The 22,614-nt window shown below is 62.1% G+C and carries 20 protein-coding genes; 14 read left to right on the forward strand and 6 right to left on the reverse strand.

Annotated elements, in window-relative coordinates; genetic code table 11:
* Positions 1-44: 44 nt before the first annotated feature.
* The 5 genes from B9Q17_RS08525 (at position 45) to B9Q17_RS08545 (ending at position 4,289) form a co-directional block, all read left to right on the forward strand.
* Positions 45-2,231 (forward strand): marine proteobacterial sortase target protein, encoded by a 2,187-nt coding sequence (locus tag B9Q17_RS08525; RefSeq protein WP_244177347.1) that lies wholly within the window; start codon positions 45-47, stop codon positions 2,229-2,231.
* A complete protein-coding gene (locus tag B9Q17_RS08530; protein ID WP_244177348.1) occupies positions 2,228-2,812 on the forward strand; it encodes a class GN sortase in 585 nt (194 codons plus the stop codon). Before B9Q17_RS08525 ends, B9Q17_RS08530 begins: the two co-directional genes overlap by 4 nt.
* A 48-nt stretch (positions 2,813-2,860) precedes the next feature.
* Entirely contained in the window at positions 2,861-3,580 is a 720-nt protein-coding gene (locus B9Q17_RS08535; RefSeq protein ID WP_094624883.1) for a lysophospholipid acyltransferase family protein, read from the forward strand.
* 63 nt (positions 3,581-3,643) lie between these two features.
* On the forward strand, positions 3,644-3,886 hold the full coding sequence (locus B9Q17_RS08540) for a GlsB/YeaQ/YmgE family stress response membrane protein (RefSeq protein WP_022988560.1): 243 nt from the start codon (positions 3,644-3,646) through the stop codon (positions 3,884-3,886).
* A 1-nt stretch (position 3,887) separates the two neighbouring features.
* Positions 3,888-4,289, forward strand: coding sequence for an MAPEG family protein (locus B9Q17_RS08545; protein WP_022988559.1), 402 nt, complete (start codon positions 3,888-3,890; stop codon positions 4,287-4,289).
* Between the two features lie 64 nt (positions 4,290-4,353).
* Here B9Q17_RS08545 and B9Q17_RS08550 read toward each other — a convergent pair whose 3' ends face one another.
* Positions 4,354-4,794, reverse strand: coding sequence for an OmpA family protein (locus tag B9Q17_RS08550; protein WP_058342040.1), 441 nt, complete (start codon positions 4,792-4,794; stop codon positions 4,354-4,356).
* A gap of 232 nt (positions 4,795-5,026) precedes the next feature.
* On the opposite strand from B9Q17_RS08550, the gene B9Q17_RS08555 reads away from it, so the two are divergent.
* A complete protein-coding gene (locus tag B9Q17_RS08555) occupies positions 5,027-6,472 on the forward strand; it encodes a rhomboid family intramembrane serine protease (RefSeq protein ID WP_058342039.1) in 1,446 nt (481 codons plus the stop codon).
* On the opposite strand, the gene B9Q17_RS08560 is transcribed toward B9Q17_RS08555, so the two are convergent.
* Together B9Q17_RS08560 and B9Q17_RS08565 are read right to left on the reverse strand one after the other, a co-directional pair.
* Complete coding sequence (locus B9Q17_RS08560) at positions 6,469-7,923, reverse strand: B-box zinc finger protein (RefSeq protein WP_094624884.1); 1,455 nt, start codon at positions 7,921-7,923, stop codon at positions 6,469-6,471. The two genes, B9Q17_RS08555 and B9Q17_RS08560, sit on opposite strands and share 4 nt — an antisense overlap.
* A gap of 32 nt (positions 7,924-7,955) precedes the next feature.
* The gene (locus tag B9Q17_RS08565) at positions 7,956-8,339 is read right to left on the reverse strand and encodes a PAS domain-containing protein (RefSeq protein ID WP_208618769.1); all 384 of its coding nucleotides are present in this window, start codon (positions 8,337-8,339) and stop codon (positions 7,956-7,958) included.
* A 196-nt stretch (positions 8,340-8,535) separates the two neighbouring features.
* Here B9Q17_RS08565 and acnA point away from each other — a divergent pair, with 196 nt between their 5' ends.
* The 5 genes from acnA (at position 8,536) to B9Q17_RS08590 (ending at position 16,006) form a co-directional block, all read left to right on the forward strand.
* Positions 8,536-11,295 (forward strand): aconitate hydratase AcnA, encoded by a 2,760-nt coding sequence (gene acnA / locus B9Q17_RS08570; RefSeq protein ID WP_094624885.1) that lies wholly within the window; start codon positions 8,536-8,538, stop codon positions 11,293-11,295.
* 100 nt (positions 11,296-11,395) lie between these two features.
* A complete protein-coding gene (locus tag B9Q17_RS08575; protein WP_058342036.1) occupies positions 11,396-11,713 on the forward strand; it encodes a DUF2288 domain-containing protein in 318 nt (105 codons plus the stop codon).
* A gap of 34 nt (positions 11,714-11,747) precedes the next feature.
* Positions 11,748-12,656 (forward strand): LysO family transporter, encoded by a 909-nt coding sequence (locus B9Q17_RS08580; protein WP_094624886.1) that lies wholly within the window; start codon positions 11,748-11,750, stop codon positions 12,654-12,656.
* Positions 12,657-12,758: 102 nt separating this feature from the next.
* Positions 12,759-13,715 (forward strand): ABC transporter substrate-binding protein, encoded by a 957-nt coding sequence (locus B9Q17_RS08585; protein WP_094624887.1) that lies wholly within the window; start codon positions 12,759-12,761, stop codon positions 13,713-13,715.
* The gene (locus tag B9Q17_RS08590; RefSeq protein ID WP_244177349.1) at positions 13,712-16,006 is read left to right on the forward strand and encodes a diguanylate cyclase domain-containing protein; all 2,295 of its coding nucleotides are present in this window, start codon (positions 13,712-13,714) and stop codon (positions 16,004-16,006) included. Before B9Q17_RS08585 ends, B9Q17_RS08590 begins: the two co-directional genes overlap by 4 nt.
* On the opposite strand, the gene B9Q17_RS08595 is transcribed toward B9Q17_RS08590, so the two are convergent.
* Positions 15,976-17,595 (reverse strand): Na/Pi cotransporter family protein, encoded by a 1,620-nt coding sequence (locus tag B9Q17_RS08595; protein ID WP_094624888.1) that lies wholly within the window; start codon positions 17,593-17,595, stop codon positions 15,976-15,978. The two genes, B9Q17_RS08590 and B9Q17_RS08595, sit on opposite strands and share 31 nt — an antisense overlap.
* The gene (locus B9Q17_RS08600; protein ID WP_094624889.1) at positions 17,592-18,401 is read right to left on the reverse strand and encodes a TatD family hydrolase; all 810 of its coding nucleotides are present in this window, start codon (positions 18,399-18,401) and stop codon (positions 17,592-17,594) included. The genes B9Q17_RS08595 and B9Q17_RS08600 overlap by 4 nt, the downstream gene beginning before the upstream one ends.
* Before the next feature lie 118 nt (positions 18,402-18,519).
* Here B9Q17_RS08600 and B9Q17_RS08605 point away from each other — a divergent pair, with 118 nt between their 5' ends.
* The gene (locus tag B9Q17_RS08605) at positions 18,520-19,350 is read left to right on the forward strand and encodes a polyphosphate kinase 2 family protein (RefSeq protein WP_094624890.1); all 831 of its coding nucleotides are present in this window, start codon (positions 18,520-18,522) and stop codon (positions 19,348-19,350) included.
* 12 nt (positions 19,351-19,362) lie between these two features.
* Positions 19,363-20,634, forward strand: a complete 1,272-nt coding sequence (locus tag B9Q17_RS08610) for a D-amino acid dehydrogenase (protein ID WP_094624891.1) — start codon at positions 19,363-19,365, stop codon at positions 20,632-20,634.
* Position 20,635: 1 nt separating this feature from the next.
* On the opposite strand, the gene B9Q17_RS08615 is transcribed toward B9Q17_RS08610, so the two are convergent.
* Positions 20,636-21,319: a tRNA/rRNA methyltransferase gene (locus B9Q17_RS08615; RefSeq protein WP_094624892.1), complete on the reverse strand. Its 684-nt coding sequence runs from the start codon at positions 21,317-21,319 to the stop codon at positions 20,636-20,638.
* On the opposite strand from B9Q17_RS08615, the gene B9Q17_RS08620 reads away from it, so the two are divergent.
* Entirely contained in the window at positions 21,318-22,559 is a 1,242-nt protein-coding gene (locus B9Q17_RS08620) for a methyltransferase (RefSeq protein ID WP_094624893.1), read from the forward strand. The two genes, B9Q17_RS08615 and B9Q17_RS08620, sit on opposite strands and share 2 nt — an antisense overlap.
* The last annotated feature ends 55 nt before the right edge of the window (positions 22,560-22,614 follow it).

Here is a 22,614-nt window from a genome sequence, read left to right on the forward strand (position 1 = left end):
GCCTGCCCGTTTTTGCCACGGCGGCGCCCGTTCCGGCTGTTGCAATGGCATCACCAACTTCCACTAAAAAGGATGACGTGATGATGCTGCTGTCGCTGCTTGCCAACCCGGCCGTCCGGGCCGACCTTTATCCGCAAACCACACGCACCCCTCGCCCTTTGATCAGCAAACGCCGTTGGCTGCGCTGCGCCGAAGGGGTCAGCCTGTGGCTGGCGGTTATGCTGATGCTGTTTGTCCACCCGCTGTATGCCGAGGCCAGTGACCGGCAAGCCGGGCAAGCTGAGGAAGCCGGCCAGCTTTACCTGGTCGACAGCCAGGGCAACCGGCAGCAGCCGGCACTGGTTCTGGACAGTGAGTTTCAGGTGCGGGTGTCCGGCCTGCTGGCGGATACCACGCTTACCCGGGAATTCCGCAATACCAGTGATTCATGGCACGAAGGCATTTTCGTGTTTCCGTTACCGGAGCAGGCGGCCGTGTTCGGGTTGACCATGACCGTGGGTGAGCGCCGGATAGTCGGGCGCATCGAGCCCCGGGCCGAGGCCCGGGAAACCTACGAGAAAGCGAAATCCGCCGGCCAGCATGCCGCCACGCTGGAGCAGCAGCGCCCGAACCTGTTTACCAGCCGGGTGGCCAATATCCCGCCCGGGGAAACCGTGCGGGTGGAGGTTCGCTACCAGCAACCGGTGAGCTATCGCCACGGCGAGTTCGAGTTGCGCCTGCCCACCACGCTCACGCCCCGTTACATGCCGGGTGAACCGGTTGTCGAGGCGGCAACGCAGTGGCAGTCAGGCTGGGCCACGGCCACCACGCAAGTGCCGGATGCTGCGGAGATCAGCCCGTTCACGGTGCGGGCGGCTGATGTGGATGAGCGCAGCCACCGGGCCCGGATTGAGCTGGCCATCGAAAGTGGATTCCCGCTGGCCGGGGTAACCAGCCCCAGTCACAGCCTGGTGACCGAGGCCGACGGCGGCCGGGTGGTGGTGCGTCCGGAAGGCCGGGAAGTGCTGATGGATCGTGACCTGATTGTGCGCTGGCGGCCGTTAACCGGCCGGGAACCGACGGCGGCAGTGTTTCACCAGCAGTGGCAGGGTGAGGATTTTCTGATGGCGATGATATTGCCCCCGGACGTCACCGGCCCGGTGTTGCGTCGGGAGCTGTTGTTTGTGATTGATACCTCAGGCTCCATGGCAGGGGAGTCCATTGTCCAGGCCCGTTCAGCGTTGCTGAAAGGACTGGATAGCCTGCGCCCGGGGGATTATTTCAACGTTATTCAGTTCAATTCCCAGGCCCACAGCCTGTTTGCCCGCCCGGTGCCGGCCGAGGGCCATTACCTGGCCCGTGCCCGGCAATATGTGGAAGGCCTGAACGCCAACGGCGGCACTGAAATGGCCGGGGCGCTGTCACTGGCAATGGCGATGGAGCCTGCTCCGGCAGAGGGGCTGGTACAGCAGATGGTGTTTATCACCGACGGGGCCGTAGGCAATGAATCGGCGCTGTTCGATCGGATTCGTACAGGCTTGGGCGAACGGCGGATGTTTACCGTGGGCATCGGCTCGGCCCCCAATATGCACTTTCTGCGCGAAGCGGCCCGCTGGGGCCGTGGCGAGTTCACCGCGGTGCACAATACCGGTGAGGTGAATCGCGCCCTGAACGGACTGTTTGCGGCCATGGAAGCGCCGGTTATGAGTGATCTGACCGTGCGCTGGCCCACCGGTGGCAATCCGGTGGAAGCGGTACCGGCCAGGCCCGGTGACCTGTTTCAGGGCAGCCCGCTGGTACAGGTGGTGCGCGGTGTGCCCGCGGGTGGTGAGCTGGAGGTCTCCGGCCGCTTGCCCGGCGGCCGGCCCTGGAACACCCGGCTTGATCTGGGGAATGCTGCCCCGGCCAGCGGCCTGAACCGCCAGTGGGCCCGGGGCCGGATAGACGAGCTGTTGGATGCCGCCCGCCTGCAGGGTGAGGCGCCGGATGAGCCGGCAATCGTGGCGTTGTCGGTGCAGCACGGGGTGATGTCGCCGTTCACCAGTTTTGTGGCGGTCGAGGAGCAACCGGCCCGACCGGCGGAGGCGAAGCTGGACACCGAGGCGGTTCCCACCTTGCTGCCAGCAGGTAGCCGGGACGGCATGTTGCGTTACCCGCAAACCGCCACCGCCTGGCCGTTGCTGGCAGCACTGGGCCTGTCCGGATTGATGCTGGCACTGGCCATGTTGCTGCTGAACCGGAGGCCAGCATGATGAACCGCCTGCTATTGCTGTTGTTTGGTGCCTCCGCCACCGTGTTGATGTTCGGCCTGTGGATTCCGTTCAAGGCGCTGGTAGCCCAGGAGCTGCTGGCACTGGCCTGGGCCGAAACCCAGGCGCGACAGGTGGAAGCCCGGCCCTGGCCCTGGGCCGATACCTGGCCGGTGGCCAGGCTGGAGTTGCCGGAGCTGGGGGTGTCGATGATTGTGCTGGAGGGCCTGCACGGAGAAAGCCTGGCGTTTGGCCCGGGGCGGATGGTCGCCGGGGAGCAGGGGCCGGTGATTCTGGCTGGCCACCGGGATACCCATTTCCGGCCCCTGGAGCACCTTGAGCAGGGCCACCGGGTGCAGCTGCAGGGCCAGGACCAGCAGTGGCAGCAGTATCAGGTAACCGGAACCCGGGTGGTGGACAGCAGAACAGAGTCCATCGATACCAGCACCTTCGGCCCGGATACCCTGCTGCTGGTAACCTGTTACCCGTTTGATGCGCTCGATGCCAACGGCCCGCTGCGTTTCGTGGTGGAGGCAAAACCGGTTAACAGACCGGTACAAAAGGATACTGTTGCCGCCCTCTGATTTTGGCGTACACTTGTGCGCCAAAATTTCGAGTAACGGTAAAGCTGTATGGCAGTCGCAAGAAAAATCCTGGCCTGGCTGAGTGTTCCGCTGATTTGCATGCTGGCCCTGATTGGCTACATCGCACGGCCTTTCAACCCGGATAACAACCGTTTGCTGGCCTGGACACTGGCCCGTGTGGGGCGCTGTCTGCTGGGTATGAAGCGCCCTTTGTATGGCGCCGAAAACATGCCGCAAGACCGGCCCACGGTAATCATCGCCAACCACCAGCAGAACGACGACCTGTTCGTGGTGGGCGACCTGCTGCCGCCGCGTACCGTGGCGGTGGGTAAGTCCTCACTGGTCTGGTTGCCGTTCTTCGGCCAGGTGTTCTGGCTCGGCGGCAACATCATCCTCAATCGCGGCCGCTCCCATAAAGCCGTGGCAGCCATGCAGGCTACCAGTGATGCTATCCGCAAAGACCGCAAAAGCATCTGGGTGTTTCCTGAAGGCACCCGTAGCCGTGGCCGGGGGCTGGGCAGCTTCAAAAAAGGCGCTTTCCACACGGCCATTGCCGCCGGAGCCCCCATCACCATGGTGTGTGCCGGCGAGTATCACAGCCAAACCCGTGGCTGGGCCGGCCGCCGGAAATCGGTGCCGGTGCATATCCTGCCGCCGGTAGAAACCACCGGCCTGACCCGTGACGATGTGCCGGAGCTGATGGCCCGGTGTCACCAGCAAATGGCAGACGCCATCACAGCCCTCGGCCACCGCCCCGGAACTGCTTGAATGCCTGCCCAAAACAGGGCAGTCTTCTGGCAGGATTGAACACCACATAAGGGGAGTGGATAAATGAGCTTTCTCTGGTTTCTGATTATCGGTGGCCTGGCCGGTTGGCTGGCGGGCCTGATCATGAAGGGTAAAGGGTTCGGTGTGCTGGCCAATATCGGTATCGGCATCGTCGGTTCAGTGATTGGCGGTGTGCTGTTCAGCATGTTGGGCCTGGCGGTGAAGAGCATGATCGGCGAGCTGGTCACAGCCACGGTAGGTGCGGTGTTGCTGCTGGCTGTCGTCAACAAGATCAAGCAGGGCTGACATGATCGTACCCGTAACCGCAGTCTTCGCGGCCGTTATCGGCCTGTTGTTGCTGGTGCTCTCGGGCCAGGTGGTGAAGTACCGGCTCAAGTACCGCATGGGTCTGGGGGTGAATGACGACCCGGAGTTTGAAGCGGCGGTGCGCGCCCACGCCAACCTGGTGGAATACGCGCCGGTTGGCCTGATCATGCTGGCCATTGCCGAGTTGAACGGTGTCGCCAGCGGCCTGATCTACTGGACCGGCATGGCATTAGTGGTCGGGCGAATCCTGCATGCCTGGGGCATGATCAACGGCAAGGGTGGTCCCCACAAAGCCCGAATGATCGGTATTCTGCTGACCTGGCTGGCGATCCTGGTGGCGGCGTTGTTGCTGCTGTGGAATGTCTGGCAGGTATACGGCTGAGGCGGATAGCTGTCTAAGGAACGGGGCCCTCGAGGCCCCGTTTCTGTTTACGGCGCGTGACGTTTCAGAGGGCCTGGGCCATATCCACGGTAAGATACTCCAGTTCCACCCGCCGGTTGGCTGCGTGGTCTTCCGGCCGGGTCAGGGGGCGTTCGGCGCCCCAGGTGGTCATCAGGATAGCACTTTGCGGCACGCCCTCCTGAATCAGCAACCGGGCTACAGCGTTGGCACGCAGCCTGGCCAGGAAGCGGTTGTACTCGGGTGAACCAAAGTTGTCGGTATGGCCGTGGATTCTGACCCGTACACCGGGGTGGTTTTTCAGGTAGGCGGCATGCTGGCGCATAATGGCAGCATCGCCGGCGTCAGGCACATGTTTGTTAAAGCCATAATGGAACCGAGTGCGGTGAGGGCGGCCGGCTTCTGTCCCCAGCGAATCTGCCATTACACCGGAGAGCAGGGCGGCCCGGGCGAGCATTTCGGGGTTGTCCAGAACGAGTACGGTCATGTGCAGTATCCTTAAGTCCAGTGTCAGGTTCTTCTTGTTATTGCCGTTTCACTATTCAGTTATAGAGCAATAACAACAATTGGCTAATGGTCGATAGCCCCTGACGGGGTTGTTGGTCACCGATTGAATGGCATTTGTGTGACCTGGTGATGACATTACACCGCGAAAAGAAGGCCCCGCTGTGGTAAAAAACAGCTTTTCAGGGACAGATTATGATGAATTGTGACCGCCCATGCTGATTATCCCCGCCGAGAACGCCATCAACTGGAAGCGCCCGCCCTGGGTAACCCTGGGCCTGATGATGGCCTGTGTCATGGTGTTCCTGTTCTATCAGGGAGCAGACGACCGCAAGCTGGACGCAGCGATCGAGCAGTACCTTGATGGCAACCTGCTGGCACTGGAAGCCCCCGCCTACGAAGACTACCTGCAGCGGGAAATCCGCTTCGAAGGCGACCAGCAGAGTGTGCTGGAGCTGCAGGAATTCCAGGCCCTGAGGGAGCAGGATGAACAAGGCTGGCAGGCGGTTACCCTGCTGTTTGACCGGGATTATTACCAGTACCTGCAAGACAACCGGGACCTGATCTGGTCGGTAGCCGAGCGCAACCAGTGGTCGGAGCAGCGCGGTGCCATTGAGGAGCAGTGGATCAGCCGCATGAGCGCCTTCCAGTTGGGGCTGGTGCCGTCTGACTTGTCGCTGTATACCCTGATCACCTACCAGTTCCTGCACGGCGGCTGGGGCCACATCATCGGCAACCTGCTGTTCTTGTTCCTGCTCGGTTTTACCGTGGAGCGGGCGCTGGGCCCGGGCAAATTCCTGGTGGCCTACCTGGTGTGCGGGGCCCTGTCCGGGTTGGTATTTACCGGGTTTTCCATGGGCAGCCAGATCCCGCTGGTGGGCGCATCCGGTTCCATATCCGGGCTGATGGGTATGTACGTGGCCATTTATGGCCTGCAGAAAATCCGGTTTTTCTACTTCCTGGGTGTGTACTTCAACTACTTCCGGGCGCCGGCCATTGCCATGCTGCCGGTGTGGCTGGGCAAGGAGATCTACGATTACTGGTTCGCCGGAGCTACCGGTATTGCCTACATGGCCCACGCCGGCGGCCTGCTGGCGGGGGCTGCGCTGGTCTGGCTGTTGGGCAAGAGCTGGTTGCAGGTAAAAGAAGAGTTCTTCGAGCCGGAACCGGAGCAGCAAGACGAGCAGTTTACCCGGGGGTATGCCCAGGCCATGGCCAGTGTTGGCCGCATGGAATTCGACCTGGCCCGGCGCCAGTTCGAGGCTTTACGGGAAAACTATCCGGACAGAACGGTATTGCTGGAGCACCTGTACCAGCTGGCCAAGTTGCGCCCGGACCTGCCGGAATACCGGGACCTAGCCCGAACCCTGATGGCCGATGCCATGAACCGGCGGCAGCCAGAACAGATGCTGGACGTCTGGAACGAGTACCTCAGCAAGGGCGAAGCCCACCACCCGCTGGCGGTGGAAGACCATAACCGGGTGCTGTTCACCAGCCTGAAAAACCACGACCTGAAAGCCGCTGAAAAGGCCTTCGAACGCATGCGCCTGAAGGCCGAGCCGGATATGGTGCAGGAAGCCTGCCGGTTACTGCTGGCCGAGTTCGAAAAGCTGCAGATGGAACCCAAGGCCCGGCATTACCGGCAGTTGTTAAGGGGCTAGTCCGGCACCTGAAAGCTCGCTTTCGGCCCTTTCAAAGGCTGCCGGTTGCGGGCCTGTTCCAGCCACACCTCAATATCCTGGTGCACCGGATGGCCGGCGCATCGCTTCTGGATAAACGCCAGGAATGCGCTGGCCTTCTCCCATTGCTGAAGGCCATTGGCCAGGGCCTGGGCCACAATCAGGTAGGCCGGCGCCAGCTGGTCACTGTTCGGGAAGCGTTTGTGGAAGTCCTGCAGCAGGCGGATAGCCGTTTTCGGGTGGCCCCGGTGATACAGGGTGGTGGCACAGGTTACTGCCAGTTCCGGGTCTTCGAGCTTGAAGCCGGGCTCCAGCGTCTGCAGGGTTTCTACCAGCCGGTTCAGCCCGTCACCGTCCTGCCGCGCGGCCAGCCAGGCCATGATTCTGGGGTGGAACCGGTACAGCTCCCGGGCATCGTTCCGGGCGGTCAGCAGCTGGTATAACTGGCCGACGCGCACCGGGTTATCCCGGTCATTCTTCAGGGCTTCCAGCAGCATGCTGTGTACCCGGTCGTAGTTGCCGTCTTTCAGGTTCATGTCCAGGTCGGCATCAAACCGGCTGCTGCGATCCCGCTGGTGGTTTTCGGTTATACCTTCCCCATCCTGCAAGTCTGACGCAAAGCCCAGTTCCTCCTGGTACTGAAACAGCAGGTAACCGAGCATGTGGAACAGAATCAGGGTGAAGGTACTGTTCAGAAAGCCCGCTAGGGGTTGCGCTACCCACATGGGGAAGTGGCTAACAGCAAAGTCCTGGGCTGCACCGGAGGCCAGGGTCAGCAGAATCAGGTAGCCATAAAGCAGGAAGTAGGGGGTGCCGATTCGGGAGATCAGTACCGCCAGGTTCATGGGGTTTACTGCGGCACCCACCGACCGCTCCATGGCCAGCACCATGATGCTGGCGGGCAGGGCCAGTACCGCAAAGGCCAGTGCCAGCATCATCAGGATCGGCCCGCCGATCATGGCGGCGGCGCCCACAAGGCCGCCCATCAGAACAAACACCAGTAGCTGCAGAATCACGATATTGAACCCGCTACCGGTAAAGGCGACGGCCACGGGTGGTGGCTTGAGGTGGCCTTCGGCGGTGTGGTTGATGACCGCGTAGGTGTACTTGAACAGCGCCAGGGCCAGCACAATCCAGATCAGCAGGCCGATCAGGTTGGGTGGTGCAATCAGCGGCACCAGGGTGCAGATGGCGATGACGATCAGCGGGTCGGTATGGAACGGGTAGCGGAAAAACGCGCCTACCCGTTGCCAGAAAGGGACCACTTCGGTGGCGGCGCCCAGATAACGCATGGCCTTGCTGCAGCGGGGGCAAAGGGCCCGGCGCTGCCGGGTGTCGGCATCGGGCATACAGCGGGTGCAATAATGCATCTGGCATTCACCGCAATGCCACTTGGCAGGCTCGCCCGGGTGGTAATGACAATCGTGCTTCACGGAGAGGATCCTGGTCCGTCAGAAAACAGGCGCTAATGATGACAGAACCGGCAGGGGGTCGCAGCCATTGTGTTCACACTGCGGGATTCCGGTGCCCCGCAGCTCAGCCGGCGGTCACCCTTGCGGTAATTGAAGGTAGAACCGGTGAAGTGCCCGGTGGTGTCCCGGTCATAGCGCAACTTTTCGATCACGCTTTTGTCGGTCAGCGGCCCTTGAAGAATGCGCGGGTTCTGGCCCTCCAGCTCGTCCGGGCTATACCCGGTTGTTGCGCAGAAGGCCGGGTTGGCATAGAGAATCCGGTGTTGGGCGTCGGTGACCAGTATAGAGCTGAACGACAACTCGGTTGCCGCGCGCAACAACATGAGTGAGTCATCAGCAGAGATACCTGGCAGGTTCATGGAAGGTACCTTGGTCAAGTTGCCGCCTGTGGTGTCGGGTGACGTTGGATTGAAACCATAGGCCAGCATTGTTCAGATTGCCGGCCGTGTCAACGCAAGTGACTATTCACCAAGGAAATGTCGAACATTCATCGTCTCCGGTTGAAGTCTCACTTATCGGTGCAATAGTTAGTGGATAGAGTGTTACCAGACAAACTCCACGAGGAGGCAACGTATGTCGAACACATCACCAAGCAAAGACAGCCTGAATACCCTCTCCACCCTGAGCGCGGGTGGCAAGACCTACCACTACTACAGCCTGCCCAAGGCAGCAGACACCCTGGGCGATCTCAACCGCCTGCCGTTCTCCCTGAAAGTACTGATGGAGAACCTGCTGCGCAACGAAGACGACACCACGGTCGACCGGTCCCACATCGATGCCATGGTGCAGTGGCTGAAAGACCGGGGCTCCGACACGGAAATCCAGTTCCGCCCGGCCCGGGTGCTGATGCAGGACTTCACCGGGGTGCCCGGGGTGGTGGACCTGGCCGCCATGCGCGAGGCGGTGAAGCAGGCGGGTAAAGACCCGGCCCTGATCAACCCGCTGTCGCCGGTGGACCTGGTCATCGACCACTCGGTAATGGTGGACAAGTACGGCAATCCGTCTGCCTTCAAGGACAACGTCGCCATCGAGATGGAGCGCAACCAGGAGCGCTACGAGTTTCTGCGCTGGGGCCAGCAGGCCTTCGACAACTTCCGGGTGGTGCCGCCGGGCACCGGTATCTGTCACCAGGTCAACCTGGAGTATTTGGGCAAGACCGTCTGGCAGAAGGATGTGGACGGCAAGACCATTGCCTATCCGGACACCCTCGTGGGTACGGATTCCCACACCACCATGATCAACGGCCTGGGTATCCTGGGCTGGGGTGTTGGCGGTATCGAAGCCGAGGCGGCCATGCTTGGGCAGCCGGTGTCCATGCTGATTCCCGAAGTCATCGGCTTCAAGATTACCGGCAAGCTGCGTGAAGGCATTACCGCCACCGACCTGGTGCTGACCGTGGTGGAAATGCTGCGCAAGAAAGGCGTGGTGGGCAAGTTCGTGGAATTCTATGGCGACGGCCTGAAAGACATGCCGGTAGCGGACCGCGCGACCATTGCCAACATGGCGCCGGAATACGGTGCTACCTGCGGCTTCTTCCCGGTGGATGACCAGACCATCACCTACATGCGCCTGACCGGCCGCGATGAGGAACTGCTGGAACTGGTCGAGAACTACGCCAGGGCCCAGGGCCTGTGGCGGGAACCAGGCCATGAGCCGGCGTACACCGACACCCTGGAACTGGACATGGGCGATGTCGAGGCCAGCCTGGCCGGACCGAAGCGGCCCCAGGACCGGGTGGCCCTGAAAAACATGAAGGCGTCCTTCGAGTTGCTGATGGAAACCGCAGAAGGCCCGGCAAAAGCCCAGGAAGGCAAACTGGAATCAGAAGGTGGTCAGACGGCGGTGGGCGTGGATAACAGCTACGAACACCCGGCCAGTCAGCTGCTGGAAATGAACGGCGAAAAGTGCCGGCTGGACCCGGGTGCCGTGGTGATTGCTGCCATTACCTCCTGCACCAATACCTCCAACCCGAGCGTGATGATGGCCGCCGGCCTGATCGCCCGGAAGGCGGTGGAGAAGGGCCTGAGCACCAAGCCCTGGGTGAAAACCTCGCTGGCGCCGGGCTCCAAGGTGGTCACCGACTACCTGAAAGTGGCCGGCTTGCAGGACGACCTGGACAAGCTCGGTTTCAACCTGGTGGGTTACGGCTGCACCACCTGCATCGGTAACTCCGGCCCATTGCCGGATGCCGTGGAAAAGGCCATTACCGATGGCGACATTACCGTAGCCTCGGTGCTGTCCGGCAACCGCAACTTTGAAGGCCGGGTGCATCCGCTGGTGAAAACCAACTGGCTGGCTTCGCCGCCCCTGGTGGTGGCCTATGCCCTGGCGGGCAACGTAAGGCTGGATCTGACCAAAGACCCGCTGGGCACCGACAAAGACGGTAACCCGGTGTACCTGAACGACCTCTGGCCCAGCCAGGCGGAAATTGCCGAAGCGGTCGAGAAGGTCAAAACCGACATGTTCCGCAAGGAATACGGCGAGGTGTTCGAAGGTGACGACATCTGGAAATCGATCAAGGTGCCGGAGAGCAAGGTGTACGAGTGGAGCGACAAATCCACCTACATCCAGCATCCGCCCTTCTTCGAAGGCATGGGCGAGCAGCCCGAGCCCATCGAGAACATCAAGGATGCCAACATCCTGGCCCTGCTGGGGGATTCGGTGACCACAGACCACATCTCCCCGGCCGGTTCCTTCAAGCCGGACACTCCTGCCGGTAAATACCTGCAGGAACACGGTGTTGAGCCGAAAGACTTCAACTCCTACGGCTCCCGCCGGGGCAACCACGAGGTGATGATGCGCGGCACCTTCGCCAACGTGCGCATCCGCAACGAGATGCTCGACGGCGTGGAAGGCGGCTTCACCAAATTCGTGCCCATCGGCGAGCAGATGGCCATCTACGATGCCGCCATGAAGTACCAGGAAAGCGGCACCCCGCTGGTGGTGATTGCCGGCAAGGAGTACGGCACCGGCTCCAGCCGGGACTGGGCCGCCAAGGGTACCCGCCTGCTGGGCGTGAAAGCCGTGGTGGCGGAATCCTATGAGCGTATTCACCGTTCCAACCTGATCGGCATGGGGGTGATGCCGCTGCAGTTCCCGGAGGGTACGGATCGCAAGAGCCTGAAACTCACCGGTGAGGAAACCATCAGCATCGAAGGCCTGTCCGGCGAGATCAAGCCGGGCCAGACCCTTAAGATGACCGTGAAGTACAAGGACGGCTCCACCGAGAGCTGTGAACTCAAGTCGCGGATCGACACCGCGAATGAGGCGGTGTACTTCCAGCATGGCGGTATCCTGCACTATGTGGTGCGGGAGATGCTTCGCACCGCCTGATGCCATCCTGCGGGGCCAGCCCGGCTGGCCCCGTGTCCTGCCCCGCATTTTCAGGTAAGCTGGCGGCCTTTTCTTAATCCCTGAATGAAGACAAGGTGCCATGGCTGACTCCCCACGCGACGACATCAAAGCCAAACTCAACCTCGAAACCTCCCGAATTCACTGGCACGAGCTGCAGACCTACTACGCCCGCGGGCAAGTTGTGCGGGTTGCACCGGAGCTGGACTTGCTGGACGTAGCCGCAGAACTGACCGCCGACAACAAGGCCCGGTTCGAACAGTGGATGACCTCCGGGCAGGTGGGTGAAGTGGCACCGGACCTGGCGCGCGGTTGGTACGACCGCAATGCGGAACTCTGGGCCGTGGTCATTGCGCCCTGGGTACTGGTGCAGGATCGCTCGGGCGCCAGCCTGCACTGATCCTTTCCCTTAGCCATTCTTTTCCGAGGTTGCCATGCTCACCGGCGCTTTGCTGATTCTTGCCCCATTGTTTCTGGGCTTTGCCTTTGCCCTGTCCAATCGCCGGTTGATGACGGTGATCCACTACACCGTGGAAGGGCTGGTGTATTTCATTCTGGCACTGCTGGGCCTGAGCCTTGGGCAGATGGAAGGGCTGTTGGGGCAACTGGGCACCATGGCGGGACAGGTCAGCGCGCTGGTGGTGGTGTTACTGGTAGCGAACATGCTGGGGCTGTGGCTGTTTCATCGCTGGGCGCCACTGGATGTCGGGGAACAAACCGGCGAGGGTCGGCCGGGCTACCGGCGCCTGTTCCTGGCCGGGCTGAAACCCCTGTTGGCGGTGCTTGTGGGGGCTTTGCTGGGTTATTTCCTGTTTCCGGAGCTGCCGCTGGTGGACGATGTGGCCACCGGTGCCTTGATGTTTCTGCTGTTTCTGATTGGCCTGCAATTACGTAATGCCGGCCTTTCCCTGCGCAAGTTGCTGATGAACCGTCAGGGGCTGGGCATTGCCCTGGCGCTGGTGGCAAGCTCCCTGGTGGCGGGCCTGGCGTTGATTCCGGTATTGCAGGTGCCCTGGCACCAGGCCCTGGCGCTGGCGTCTGGCTTTGGCTGGTATTCGCTGTCCGGCATTGTCATTGGCGATGCCCTGGGCCCGGCCTGGGGTGGCGTGGCGTTTCTGAACGACGTGCTGCGGGAAATCATTGCCCTGGCGCTGATTCCGCTGGTGATCACCGCTCGCCCGGCCATGGCCATCGGTTACGGTGGTGCCACCGCGATGGACTTCACTTTGCCGGTTATCCGCAGCAGTGGCGGCCTGGCCTGTGTGCCGGTGGCCATTGCTTCCGGTTTTCTGCTGTCGTTTCTGTCTCCGGTGTTGATGGGCGTGTTTCTGTCTTTCGGCTAAGCTGAATATCAGGGTTCTGGTTGGGTCCGATGGCCCGTGCGGGTAGGCGGCTGCAGGACATCTGTATTACTATCCGACACATTGTGTTATTCGGAGCCTTTCATGCACCGCCGTCGCTTCCTACAGCTCTCGCTTGCCGCCGGCCTGGCCGCCAGCCTGCCCGGTTGTGGCCGGGGTGATCCCCTGCGAGTCGGTATTCACCCCTGGATCGGGTACGAGCCCTTGTACCTGGCGGAAGAATTTGGCTGGTTACCGGATACCGTGCAACTGGTCAAGGGTTCGGCGGCCAGGGATTCCATGAGCGGCTTGTTGTCAGGGCAACTGGATGCCGCCGCCCTGACGCTGGATGAAGCGCTGCGGGTCTGTTCGGCGGGGGTAGACCTGCGGCTGGTGGCGGTCACCAACGTTTCGGTGGGCGCCGATATGCTGCTGGTTCGACCGGACATCACCGCAATCGAGCAGCTGAAGGGGCGAGCGGTGGGGGTAGAACTCAATGGCGTGTCCGGGGTTATGTTGCTGCACCTGCTTGAACGGGCAGGGCTGACGACAGGGGATATTTCGGTTGTCGATATACCGGTAGACCAGCACCTGGAAGCCTGGAATAACGGATTGATTGATGCGTCGGTCTGTTACCAGCCGGTCGCTGCCCGCCTGGAGCAGGCCGGGGCCGTCAGCCTGTTTGACAGCCGGGAGTTGCCGGATACCATCTTTGATGTGCTGGCGGTGACCCACCGGGCCGAAGGCCGCCAGCCCGGGCCAATAAAGGACCTGGTGGCCGGCCATTTTGCCGGTTACCGGTACCTGGTGCGCAACCTGCACGACGCGGTTTACCGGATAGCAACGCGGCAGGGCATGGCACCGGAGCTTATCCGCCAGGCACTGGCGACGGTTATGTTGCCAGATCTCGCAGCCAACCAGCGTTACCTGGCCAAGAACGGAACAATTGAAACAACGGCCATACGCCTGGCCGGGCTTCTGGAACGGGAGGGACTGATGGACAAGCACCCGGAACACGAACGGATCGCCAGCCAGCAGTTTCTGCCAAGGCGGGCAGAGTGAGTTGGTTATCGGTTCTTGCAGGTAACCCTGGGCGGGCGATTGCCCTGTTGGTGCTGCTGGTTCTGGCGCCGCTCCCGGTGGCGGCAGAAGCGGATAGCGTGACGCTGGGGGTGCTGGGATACCGCCCCGCCCCCCTGGTGATGGCAAAGTATCAGCCGCTGGCGGACTATCTGAGCCGGGAGACCGGCAGGGATATCACCATCCGTGTGCTGGCCCAGGAAGAAATGGACCGTGCGGTTGCTTCCAACCGCATTGATTTTTTCCTGACCAATCCGGCCCACTTCCTGATGATCCGCAGCGAGCGCAGCCTGACCGGCGTACTGGCTACCCTGCAGCGGGACTGGAATGGCATCACTACCGGCAGCATTGGCGGTGTGATCATCGCCCGGGCCGGGCGCAGCGATATTCAAACTCTGGAAGACCTGCGCGGCAAAAGCATTGCTACCCCGGGCCTTCACTACCTGGGCGGCTACCAGGCTCAGGCCTTGGAGCTGCAGTCGGCAGGCCTGGATATCCGGCGGGATAACCGGATCATCTATCTGGGCAACCATGACCGGGTGGTTCGGGCTGTGCTGACGGGAGACACCGACATCGGCTTTATCCGCACCGGTGTTCTGGAAGAACTTCTGCAGGAAGAACCGGGGCTGGAAACCGCGCTGAAGGTGATCAACGCCCAGAACCTCCGGGGCTATCCGTTCCGGCTTTCAACCCGCCTGTATCCGGAATGGCCACTGGTGTCGCTGCCCCATGTGGATTCCCGCACCATTCGCCAGATTGCCTCCGCCCTGTTTGCCCTGGAACCGGACGACCCGGCTGCCGTGGCCGCAGGCCTGGCTTCCTTCGCGCCCCCGGCCGATTACCAGTCGGTGGAACACCTGACTCGCAGCCTGCGCCTGCCGCCTTACGACCAGGTCCCCCAGGTAACCTGGCTGGATGTACTCCATCAGTACCGGCTATGGGTAGCGGTGGTAACCGTGTTGGTGCTGTTATTGCTGGCTACCAGCATCTGGCTGGGCCGCAAGAAGCGCCAGCTGTCCCGGGAAAGCCGCCGGCTTCAGGAGCTGGTGGCAAGCTGGCCCCAGCCCATGCTGATGATCCGTGGCCGGGCCCTGAGTGACTGTAACCGGGCCGCAGTGGAGCTGCTGGAGTGCCGCTCCGCCGCCGACATGCTGGGCCAGCCCCTGGAGCGGTTTTCCCCGGAGAGCCAGCCGGATGGCCAGGACTCCGCCCGAAAGCTGGTGGGACTGCTGCAGCGGGTTCAGGTAGGAGATGTGGCGCAATCCGAATGGCTCTTCTGCCGGGAGGATGGCAGCCACGTGTGGGTGGACATGACCCTGGCCCCGGTCTACGAAAATGATGACGACACACCTTCGGTGCTGTGTTCCTGGTACAACATCACCCGGCGGAAACAGGCCGAAGAACGCCAGCGGCTGGCCCTGAAGGTGTTTGAAAATGCCCGGGAAGCGATCTTTATCACCGATGCCCATGGTGTGGTCATCGACACCAACGAGGCCTACTTCCTGATTACCGGCTGGGACCGCAACACCGCAATAGGCCGCCTGCCACCGCTGCCGGTGGATGAGGGCAGCTCGATACTGGTGGCCGCCCGCAAGCACGGGGTATGGAGTGGCGAGTTTGCCAGCCGTAACCGGGATGGCCGGCGGCTGATCCTGAGCCTGACCCTGAGCAGCGTGGTGGATGACCAGGGCGAGAAAAGCCATTTCGTGGGTGTGTTCAGTGATATCACCCGGCTCAAGGAAACCGAGAAGAAGCTTCGCACCATGGCGCACTATGACGCCCTCACCAACCTGCCCAACCGGGTGCTGTTTGCCGAGCGCCTGCAGCAGGCCATGGCCCAGGCCCGGCGGCAGGAGTACCGGTTGGCGGTGCTTTATATCGACCTGGATAAATTCAAACCGGTGAATGATGCCTTCGGCCATGACGCCGGTGACCAGTTACTGGTGGAAGTGGCCCGGCGACTGCGCACGGTGCTGCGGGAAGAAGATACCCTGGCACGGCTGGGTGGCGACGAGTTTGCGGCCATCGTAGTGAACGTGGCCGATGTGGATGCTATTGAAAACCTGATGGACAGGCTGCTGACGGCGGTTGCCGAGCCGGTCTGGGTGGCTGACCACATGGTGGAAGTCTCTGCCAGTGTCGGCTACACCCTGTATCCCCAGCCTGTGGAGCTGGACGGCGACCAATTGCTGCGCCAGGCCGACCAGGCCATGTACCAGGCCAAGAACACGGGCCGTAACGGTTATTGCGGGTTCTCCGGCACCGGCTCCTGATGGTGGTAGCCGTTCAGGATATCGGTGCCGGCGCGCCAGTAGAGTGACTTGGCCCACTGGTCGCTCAGCCGGCGTACCGAGCTGAGGGTATCCAGCATCCGGTCCCCGAGGGTGGTGGCCAGCCGCTGCCAGACAATTTTCTGCAGGGTGTCGTTCTTCAGGCTGTGATAAACCTGTTCGGTTTTCGCCAGCAATTCCGGAGCCGGTTCTTCCGACGCCACCAGTGCCCGCAGGGTGTCCAGATAGTCGCTGTAGGCCTGTTTGGAACCGGCAAATTCGGTGCGGTCTGCCAGTTCCCTGAGGGTCAGCAACCGGTCTGCCAGGTCGGTGGCTTCGGCCAGGTAGCGACAGGTGCGAACGCTGATCGTCAGGGCATCGACAATGGAGACCTGCATTTTCTCTGCCCGCAACCGCCCGATATAGTCGGTAATGGCGCTGTTCAGGGACTTGATGGCCTCCATTTTCGGGCGGATCTGGGCGACATTCAGGCCTTCCCGGTCCAGGCATACCCTCAGCAGGCCCCGGGTATGGCCGATCAGCCGTTTCATCTCCTGGTCCACGGCACCGATCGCCAGTTCCGGGGTGGTGATCAGGGTGTCATCCAGGTGCCGGGGTTCGGCATTGTCTTCTTCCTTGCTGCGGAACAGCCGGCCCAGAAAACGGGCAAAGGGTGTGATAAACGGCAGCATTACCGCGGCGCCCAACACGTTGAACAGGGTGTGGAACAGGGCCAGCGACACTGCCGGGTTGGCTTCCAGGTCCAGCAGGTCGGTCAGTGTGGCGACCATCCAGAGCATCACCGGCAGGATCAGCAGGGCGATGATGCCGGTCACCACGTTGAACAGAATGTGGCCAATGGCCAGGCGCCGGGCGTTGGCGGTGGCTTTCAGGGCAGACAGCGCAGCGGTGGAGGTAGACCCCAGGTTGGCACCCACCACGGCTGCGGCGGCATTATCGAGCGGGATCAGTCCACCGGCAGCTGCAGTCAGTACAATGGCCAGCGAGGCACTGGAGGACTGGGTCAGAACGGTGGCGATCAGGCCAATCATGAAGAACGCCGGCAGGCCGTAGTCCGGGCTGATGATGTCGCCACTGGTAAGGCCGCCGGCGGCGGATTCCAGCGCGGTTTTCAGAATCGACAGGCCCAGGAAAAACAGCGCAAAACCGGCCAGGGCCTCGCCCAGAAACTGGTTTCGGGGCGTGCGGCTGATGGTGCGGAATCCCACGCCGGCCGCCAGCAGGGGCAGGGCAATGGCTTCGATCTTGAAGCCGAAGCCCACCAGGCTGACCAGCCAACCGGTCATGGTGGTGCCGATGTTGGAGCCGAAGATTACGCCCAGGGAGTGTTTCAGGGACAGCAAGCCGGCGTTAACAAAGCCGATGGTGGCCACGGTGACTGCACCGGAGTGCTGCACAATACCGGTAATCACAAAGCCGGCCATCAGCCCGCGCATCGGGGTGCGGGTCCAGTGGCCGAGCAGGTGGCGCAGGGAATGGCCGGCCGCGTTTTTCAGGCCGTTGGTCATCATTTCCATGGCCAGCATGAACAACGCCAGCCCGCCGAGCACCTGAAAAACGGATGAGATCATGGTTGCGGGAAAAACACCCTGAGACTGTTTTGATAAGTCTGGCTCACAACCTGCCCGAGCGGTAGTTCTTTTACCTCGGCGATTTTTTCCGCCACGAACGGCAGGTAGAAGGGGGCATTCTCCCGGCCACGGTAGGGCACCGGCGTCAGGAACGGGGCATCGGTTTCCAGCAGAATCTGCTCGATGGGTGTCATGCGCACGATGTCCCGCACGTTTTCTGCCTTGTTGAAGGTGGTGATGCCGTTAAAACCCAGACACCAGCCCTGGTCCAGGGCGTATTGCGCCAGGCCGGGGCCGGAGGTAAAGCTGTGAATGACGCCGCGCCGCTCCAGGGTGTTTTCGAATTCCTTGAGGATGGCGATGGTGTCGTCATCGGCATCCCGGCTGTGGATCACCACCGGGAGGTTGGTGTCGCAGGCAATTTGCAGCTGGCGGCGGAACACCTCCCGCTGCACTTCGCGGTCGGCGTTGTCGTAGTAATAGTCCAGGCCGATCTCGCCAATGGCGACGATCTTGCTGTCGCCCGCGTGCTGGCGGATTTCGGCTTCCACCGCATCGGTGTAGCTCTCGGCTTCATGGGGGTGGATACCCTGGGTGCCATACACCCAGTCGGCAGCCTGGCTCAGTTCCCGCACTGCCGCCAGGTTGTCCGGCGACACCGCGATGGTGATGACCTTTTCGATATTGACCTTCCGGCTGTGCTCGAGAATATCCGCCAGGGGCTGGTCTTTCAGATAGTCCAGGTGGCAGTGGGTCTCAATGATCGGGTGATCGAAAACGGGAATCTCGCGACGTTTTTTGCTCATATCCGGGGTTCTGGCTCCATCGCAGCACAGGGCTGGCTGCTATCCTGAAAGTTGATACCCTGAGTTTAACAGTTTGCATACAGCTTGACCTGCCCGGCAGGCCTAGGGAGTTTCCTTGATGAAGTACACGGCGTTTGCCCGTTCCTGGTTTCTGAGCCCGAAACAACCGGGGCTGGGGCATTACCCCACCGAGCTGGATGATAGCGCAGGTGTGCCATCGCTTGAGGCCAGCCTGGAAGACATCGGGGAATACCAGCGCAGGCTCTGGGCCAACCGCAAGCAGGCGCTGTTGCTGGTGGTCCATGGCCCGGATACCAGTGGCAAGGACAGCCTGATTCGCACCCTGGCCACCTATGCAGACCCTGCCGGCTTTCATGCCTGGTCGTTCAGCCGGCCGACCGGGGCCGAGGCCGCCCATGATTTTCTGTGGCGGGTGACGCCTTACCTGCCGGCCTATGGCCAGATGGTGGCCTTCAACCGCAGCCACCATGAAGCGGTGATTGGCGAACGGGTGTGGCCGGTGCGGGCCGAGGACACCTACAACTGGCCGGCCCGGTACCAGGCGGTCTGTGACTTCGAACGGCATCTGGTGTCTGAAGGCACCTGTATTGTGAAAGTCTGGCTCAACCTGTCGGAAGATGAGCACAAACGGCGGTTGCTGAAGCGCCTGGACAAACCCCGGAAACGCTGGAAATTCGATCATTCCGATATCGAAGGCTGGAAGCAGCGGGCCACTTACCAGAAGTATGCCGAACAGGCGTTGGCGGCCACCCATACCGACGAGGCACCCTGGTTTGTTGTGCCCGGAGACAGCAAGCCGGTTGCCCGTGCGATCGTGGCGGCGCTGGTGGCGGATGTGTTGAAGCAGCTGGCACCGGATTATCCGGCGGAACATCCGGAGGTGCTGGAGGAGTATCGGCAGTTGCTGGCCGAGAATGGCGTGAGTTAACGGAGGCAAGTCATGCACATTGTGGTGATAGGCGGCGGTGTGGTGGGTGTAACCACTGCCCGGGAGCTGATACGGCGGGGCTACAGGGTAACGGTACTGGAACGGCACCCGGTGGCGGGTAACGAAACCAGCAAGGGCAATGCGGCCCAGCGCTCCTACGGGGTGGTGTATCCCTGGGCGGACCCCTCCATGGTGTTCAAGTCCCTGCCATGGCTGTTGCAACAGGACGGCCCGCTGAAACTGGGCCTGCCGCCGTCGCTGGAGGCCTTGCGGTTCATGTTTGCCACCCTGCGCTACGCCTGGTCGCCGGGGTTATTCGGGCTGAACAAGCGGGCCATGTTGCGCCTTGGTATCTACAGCCGGGAACGTTTCCTGGCACTGGAACAGGAACACAAGCTGGCCTTTGACGGTGCCCATCAAGGCCTGCTGCACCTGGCCAGCACGCCAGGCGCCATGGAAGACTACCGCAAGTTGCATGAATTGCTGGCCGGCATGGGCATTGCCTCAAGCCTGCTGACCCCGGAGCAGGTGCGGCAGGTGGAGCCGGGCATGACCGGTGGCGGCCCCCTGTACGGTGCCATTCGCTACGACACCGACGGCACCGGTGATTGCCACCTGTTCAGCCAGGAACTGGCCCGGGTCTGCCAGGAGCTAGGGGCCGAATTCCGCTATGAAGTGTCAGTGGAACACCTGCTGGCGGAACAGCAGCGGGTGAATGGCGTGCAGATCCGGCGGGCTGATGGCCGTACCGAGATTGTCGAGGGGGATGCCTTCGTGGTGTCTGCCGGCTGCTGGTCGCCGGAGCTGGTGCGGCCGCTGGGGCTGAAACTGCCGATATACCCGGTCAAGGGCTACAGCATTACCGTGCCACTCAGCGACCCCGGCCGGGCGCCGGTGAGCACCATTCACGATGACAACTTCAAGGTGGTTTCCACCCGGCTGGGCAACCGCCTGCGGGCCACCGGGTTTGTGGAGCTGGCGGACTTCAACCGGGACATCCCCGGGGCCCGCATTGCCACCATTAAAAAATCCGTGCAGTCGCGCTTTCCGGGGTGCGCCAACCTGGATGACGCCGAAACCTGGACCGGGTTCCGGCCGATGACGCCAGACGGCCCCGCCATTATCGGGCGAGGCCCCAGGGACAACCTGTTCCTGAATACCGGGCACGGTACCTTCGGCTGGACCCTGTCGGCTGGCAGCGCGGCGGTGATTGCCCAGGTGATTGATGGCGAGGAGCCGGAGGTGCAACTGGACGCCTTCCGGCCCGGGCGGTTCTCCGAATAGCTCAGAGCTTGCGCTCGATGTTGCCGCACAGGGTATGCACAAAGCCGATATCCCGCTCCGACAGCAGGGGCAGGCGCTCGAACACCCATTGCGACAGCTTTTCATCGGCTGGGGCATCCAGTTTCGGCAACAGGGTTTCCAGCCGGGTACGCAGGGCACCGAGACCGGCGGCTCCCGTTTCTTCGGCAGGGCTGTCGGTGCCGGCACCGGCGAGCCCCGACAGTTCCCAGGCGTAGAGCATCACCGACTGGGCCAGGTTCAGTGACGGATAACTGACCGCCATGGGGAAGCCGGTCAGCAGGTCACACAGGGCCAGTTCGTCGTTCGACAAGCCCCGGTCTTCCCGCCCGAACACCAGGGCCGCGGTAGCCACTGCCGCGCCCTTGTTGGCCAGTACCGATTTCAGCTGCGCCGGCGGGTGCCAGTCCTGCCGGTTATGGCGGGGCTTGGCCGAGGTGCCCATCAGCAAATCCGCGGAGTTTCTAACCGCTGCCAGATCAGGGAAAATGCGCGCGTTATCCAGGATGTGATCACTGCCGTGAGCCAGCCAGTGGGCTTCAGGCCGGGTGTGCAGGTCGGAATTGACCAGCCACAGCTCGGCAAAACCCATAGTGCACAGGGCCCGGGCAGCTGCGCCCACGTTTTCCGGAACTTTTGGTTCAACCAGTACAAAGGCCAGTTTCATGACGTTACCTCCGGCGGCGAGTTTACACCAGCCAGCGAGATCTTTTTACAGCCACTGGCAGCAGGTGAATGACTGGCTGGTCCGGCACCAGGAGTTGTGGCAGCCGGCACCGTTTAGGGAGCCGGAACCGGCCTGGTGCGAACGTTATCCGGAGCTTGCACACTGGCTGGGCACGCTGACGGTGGACGCCTGTGAAGCCTTTGAGGAAAACCTGGCGGCGTTTGCCGTTGAAGCCGCCCGGTTTGTACCGAACCTTGCTGACTATAGCGCCCTGGTAGAGCTGCCGGAACTGTCGCCTCCCGACAGCGGGGCCCGGTCGGCACTGCCGGAGCTGCAGGCCGTGGATATGCCCGGTCGCAAGCGTTTGCAGGCCGGTGCCTTTGCCGCCGCAGTGCTGCCGCTGGAACAGCCGGTGCTGGATTGGTGCTGTGGCAAAGGCCACCTGGCACGAACGCTGGCGGCCCGGGGGGCGGCGCGCGTGCAGGGCTTCGAGTGGAATGATGAACTGGTTCAGGACGGCAACCGGCTGGCCCGGCATTACGGCGATCCGGTGCAGTTGCACCACCAGGATGTGATGGCGGATTCCCTGAACTGGCCTGCGGGAGTGCATGGCGTGGCGCTGCATGCCTGTGGCGACCTGCACCGGCAACTGCTGAAGCGCGGCGCGGCGGCCGGTACGCCGAGACTGAGTTTTTCCCCCTGCTGTTATCACCTGACGGCCCAGGAGCCGTATCAACCCCTGGCACAAGGCAGCCGAAACCACGCACCCGCCCTGAGGCCAGGCCGTAACACTCTGCGCCTGGCCGTGCAGGAAACGGTCACAGCGCCCGCAAGGGTGCGGGAGCAGACGGCCCGAGTAACGGCATGGCGGCTGGGCTTTGATGCCCTTCAGCGCCATCTGCGGGCAGTAGACGGCTATCTGCCGGTGCCCTCCCATCCGCCGTCCCTGAATAACGGTGACTTCGAAGGCTTCTGCCGCTGGGCTGCGGGCAAGAAACAGCTGGAATTGCCGGATAACCTGGACTGGCAGCACTGGCTGGCGCGGGGTGAACAGCGGGCGTTGCAGGTTCAGCGCCACGAGTTACTGCGGCATCTGTTCCGCCGGCCACTGGAGCTCTGGATGGTGCTGGATTACGCGGTGTTTCTGGAGGAGCAGGGCTACAGTGTGCGCCTGGGCCGTTTCTGTGCACGGGAACTGACGCCCAGAAACCTGCTGGTGGATGCGGTTCGGGTGAAATGACTGCGGCTGAAACAAGTAAGGCGCCCGAAGGCGCCTTACTTATTCATTACCCGTC

The organism is Marinobacter vinifirmus, assembly GCF_002258215.1.
Taxonomy (GTDB): Bacteria; Pseudomonadota; Gammaproteobacteria; order Pseudomonadales; family Oleiphilaceae; genus Marinobacter; species Marinobacter vinifirmus.

What these genes read in the sequence shown, in the direction of transcription:
- B9Q17_RS08550 (WP_058342040.1), bottom strand. Translation starts at nt 4,794, where the DNA reads ATGACCGTACTCGTTCTGGACAACCCCGAAATGCTCGCCCGGGCCGCC.
- B9Q17_RS08580 (WP_094624886.1), top strand. Translation starts at nt 11,748, where the DNA reads ATGCTCACCGGCGCTTTGCTGATTCTTGCCCCATTGTTTCTGGGCTTT.
- B9Q17_RS08585 (WP_094624887.1), top strand. Translation starts at nt 12,759, where the DNA reads ATGCACCGCCGTCGCTTCCTACAGCTCTCGCTTGCCGCCGGCCTGGCC.
- B9Q17_RS08615 (WP_094624892.1), bottom strand. Translation starts at nt 21,319, where the DNA reads ATGAAACTGGCCTTTGTACTGGTTGAACCAAAAGTTCCGGAAAACGTG.
- B9Q17_RS08605 (WP_094624890.1), top strand. Translation starts at nt 18,520, where the DNA reads ATGAAGTACACGGCGTTTGCCCGTTCCTGGTTTCTGAGCCCGAAACAA.
- B9Q17_RS08555 (WP_058342039.1), top strand. Translation starts at nt 5,027, where the DNA reads ATGCTGATTATCCCCGCCGAGAACGCCATCAACTGGAAGCGCCCGCCC.
- B9Q17_RS08600 (WP_094624889.1), bottom strand. Translation starts at nt 18,401, where the DNA reads ATGAGCAAAAAACGTCGCGAGATTCCCGTTTTCGATCACCCGATCATT.
- B9Q17_RS08595 (WP_094624888.1), bottom strand. Translation starts at nt 17,595, where the DNA reads ATGATCTCATCCGTTTTTCAGGTGCTCGGCGGGCTGGCGTTGTTCATG.
- acnA (WP_094624885.1), top strand. Translation starts at nt 8,536, where the DNA reads ATGTCGAACACATCACCAAGCAAAGACAGCCTGAATACCCTCTCCACC.
- B9Q17_RS08575 (WP_058342036.1), top strand. Translation starts at nt 11,396, where the DNA reads ATGGCTGACTCCCCACGCGACGACATCAAAGCCAAACTCAACCTCGAA.
- B9Q17_RS08540 (WP_022988560.1), top strand. Translation starts at nt 3,644, where the DNA reads ATGAGCTTTCTCTGGTTTCTGATTATCGGTGGCCTGGCCGGTTGGCTG.
- B9Q17_RS08610 (WP_094624891.1), top strand. Translation starts at nt 19,363, where the DNA reads ATGCACATTGTGGTGATAGGCGGCGGTGTGGTGGGTGTAACCACTGCC.
- B9Q17_RS08530 (WP_244177348.1), top strand. Translation starts at nt 2,228, where the DNA reads ATGATGAACCGCCTGCTATTGCTGTTGTTTGGTGCCTCCGCCACCGTG.
- B9Q17_RS08535 (WP_094624883.1), top strand. Translation starts at nt 2,861, where the DNA reads ATGGCAGTCGCAAGAAAAATCCTGGCCTGGCTGAGTGTTCCGCTGATT.
- B9Q17_RS08545 (WP_022988559.1), top strand. Translation starts at nt 3,888, where the DNA reads ATGATCGTACCCGTAACCGCAGTCTTCGCGGCCGTTATCGGCCTGTTG.
- B9Q17_RS08525 (WP_244177347.1), top strand. Translation starts at nt 45, where the DNA reads ATGGCATCACCAACTTCCACTAAAAAGGATGACGTGATGATGCTGCTG.
- B9Q17_RS08620 (WP_094624893.1), top strand. Translation starts at nt 21,318, where the DNA reads ATGACGTTACCTCCGGCGGCGAGTTTACACCAGCCAGCGAGATCTTTT.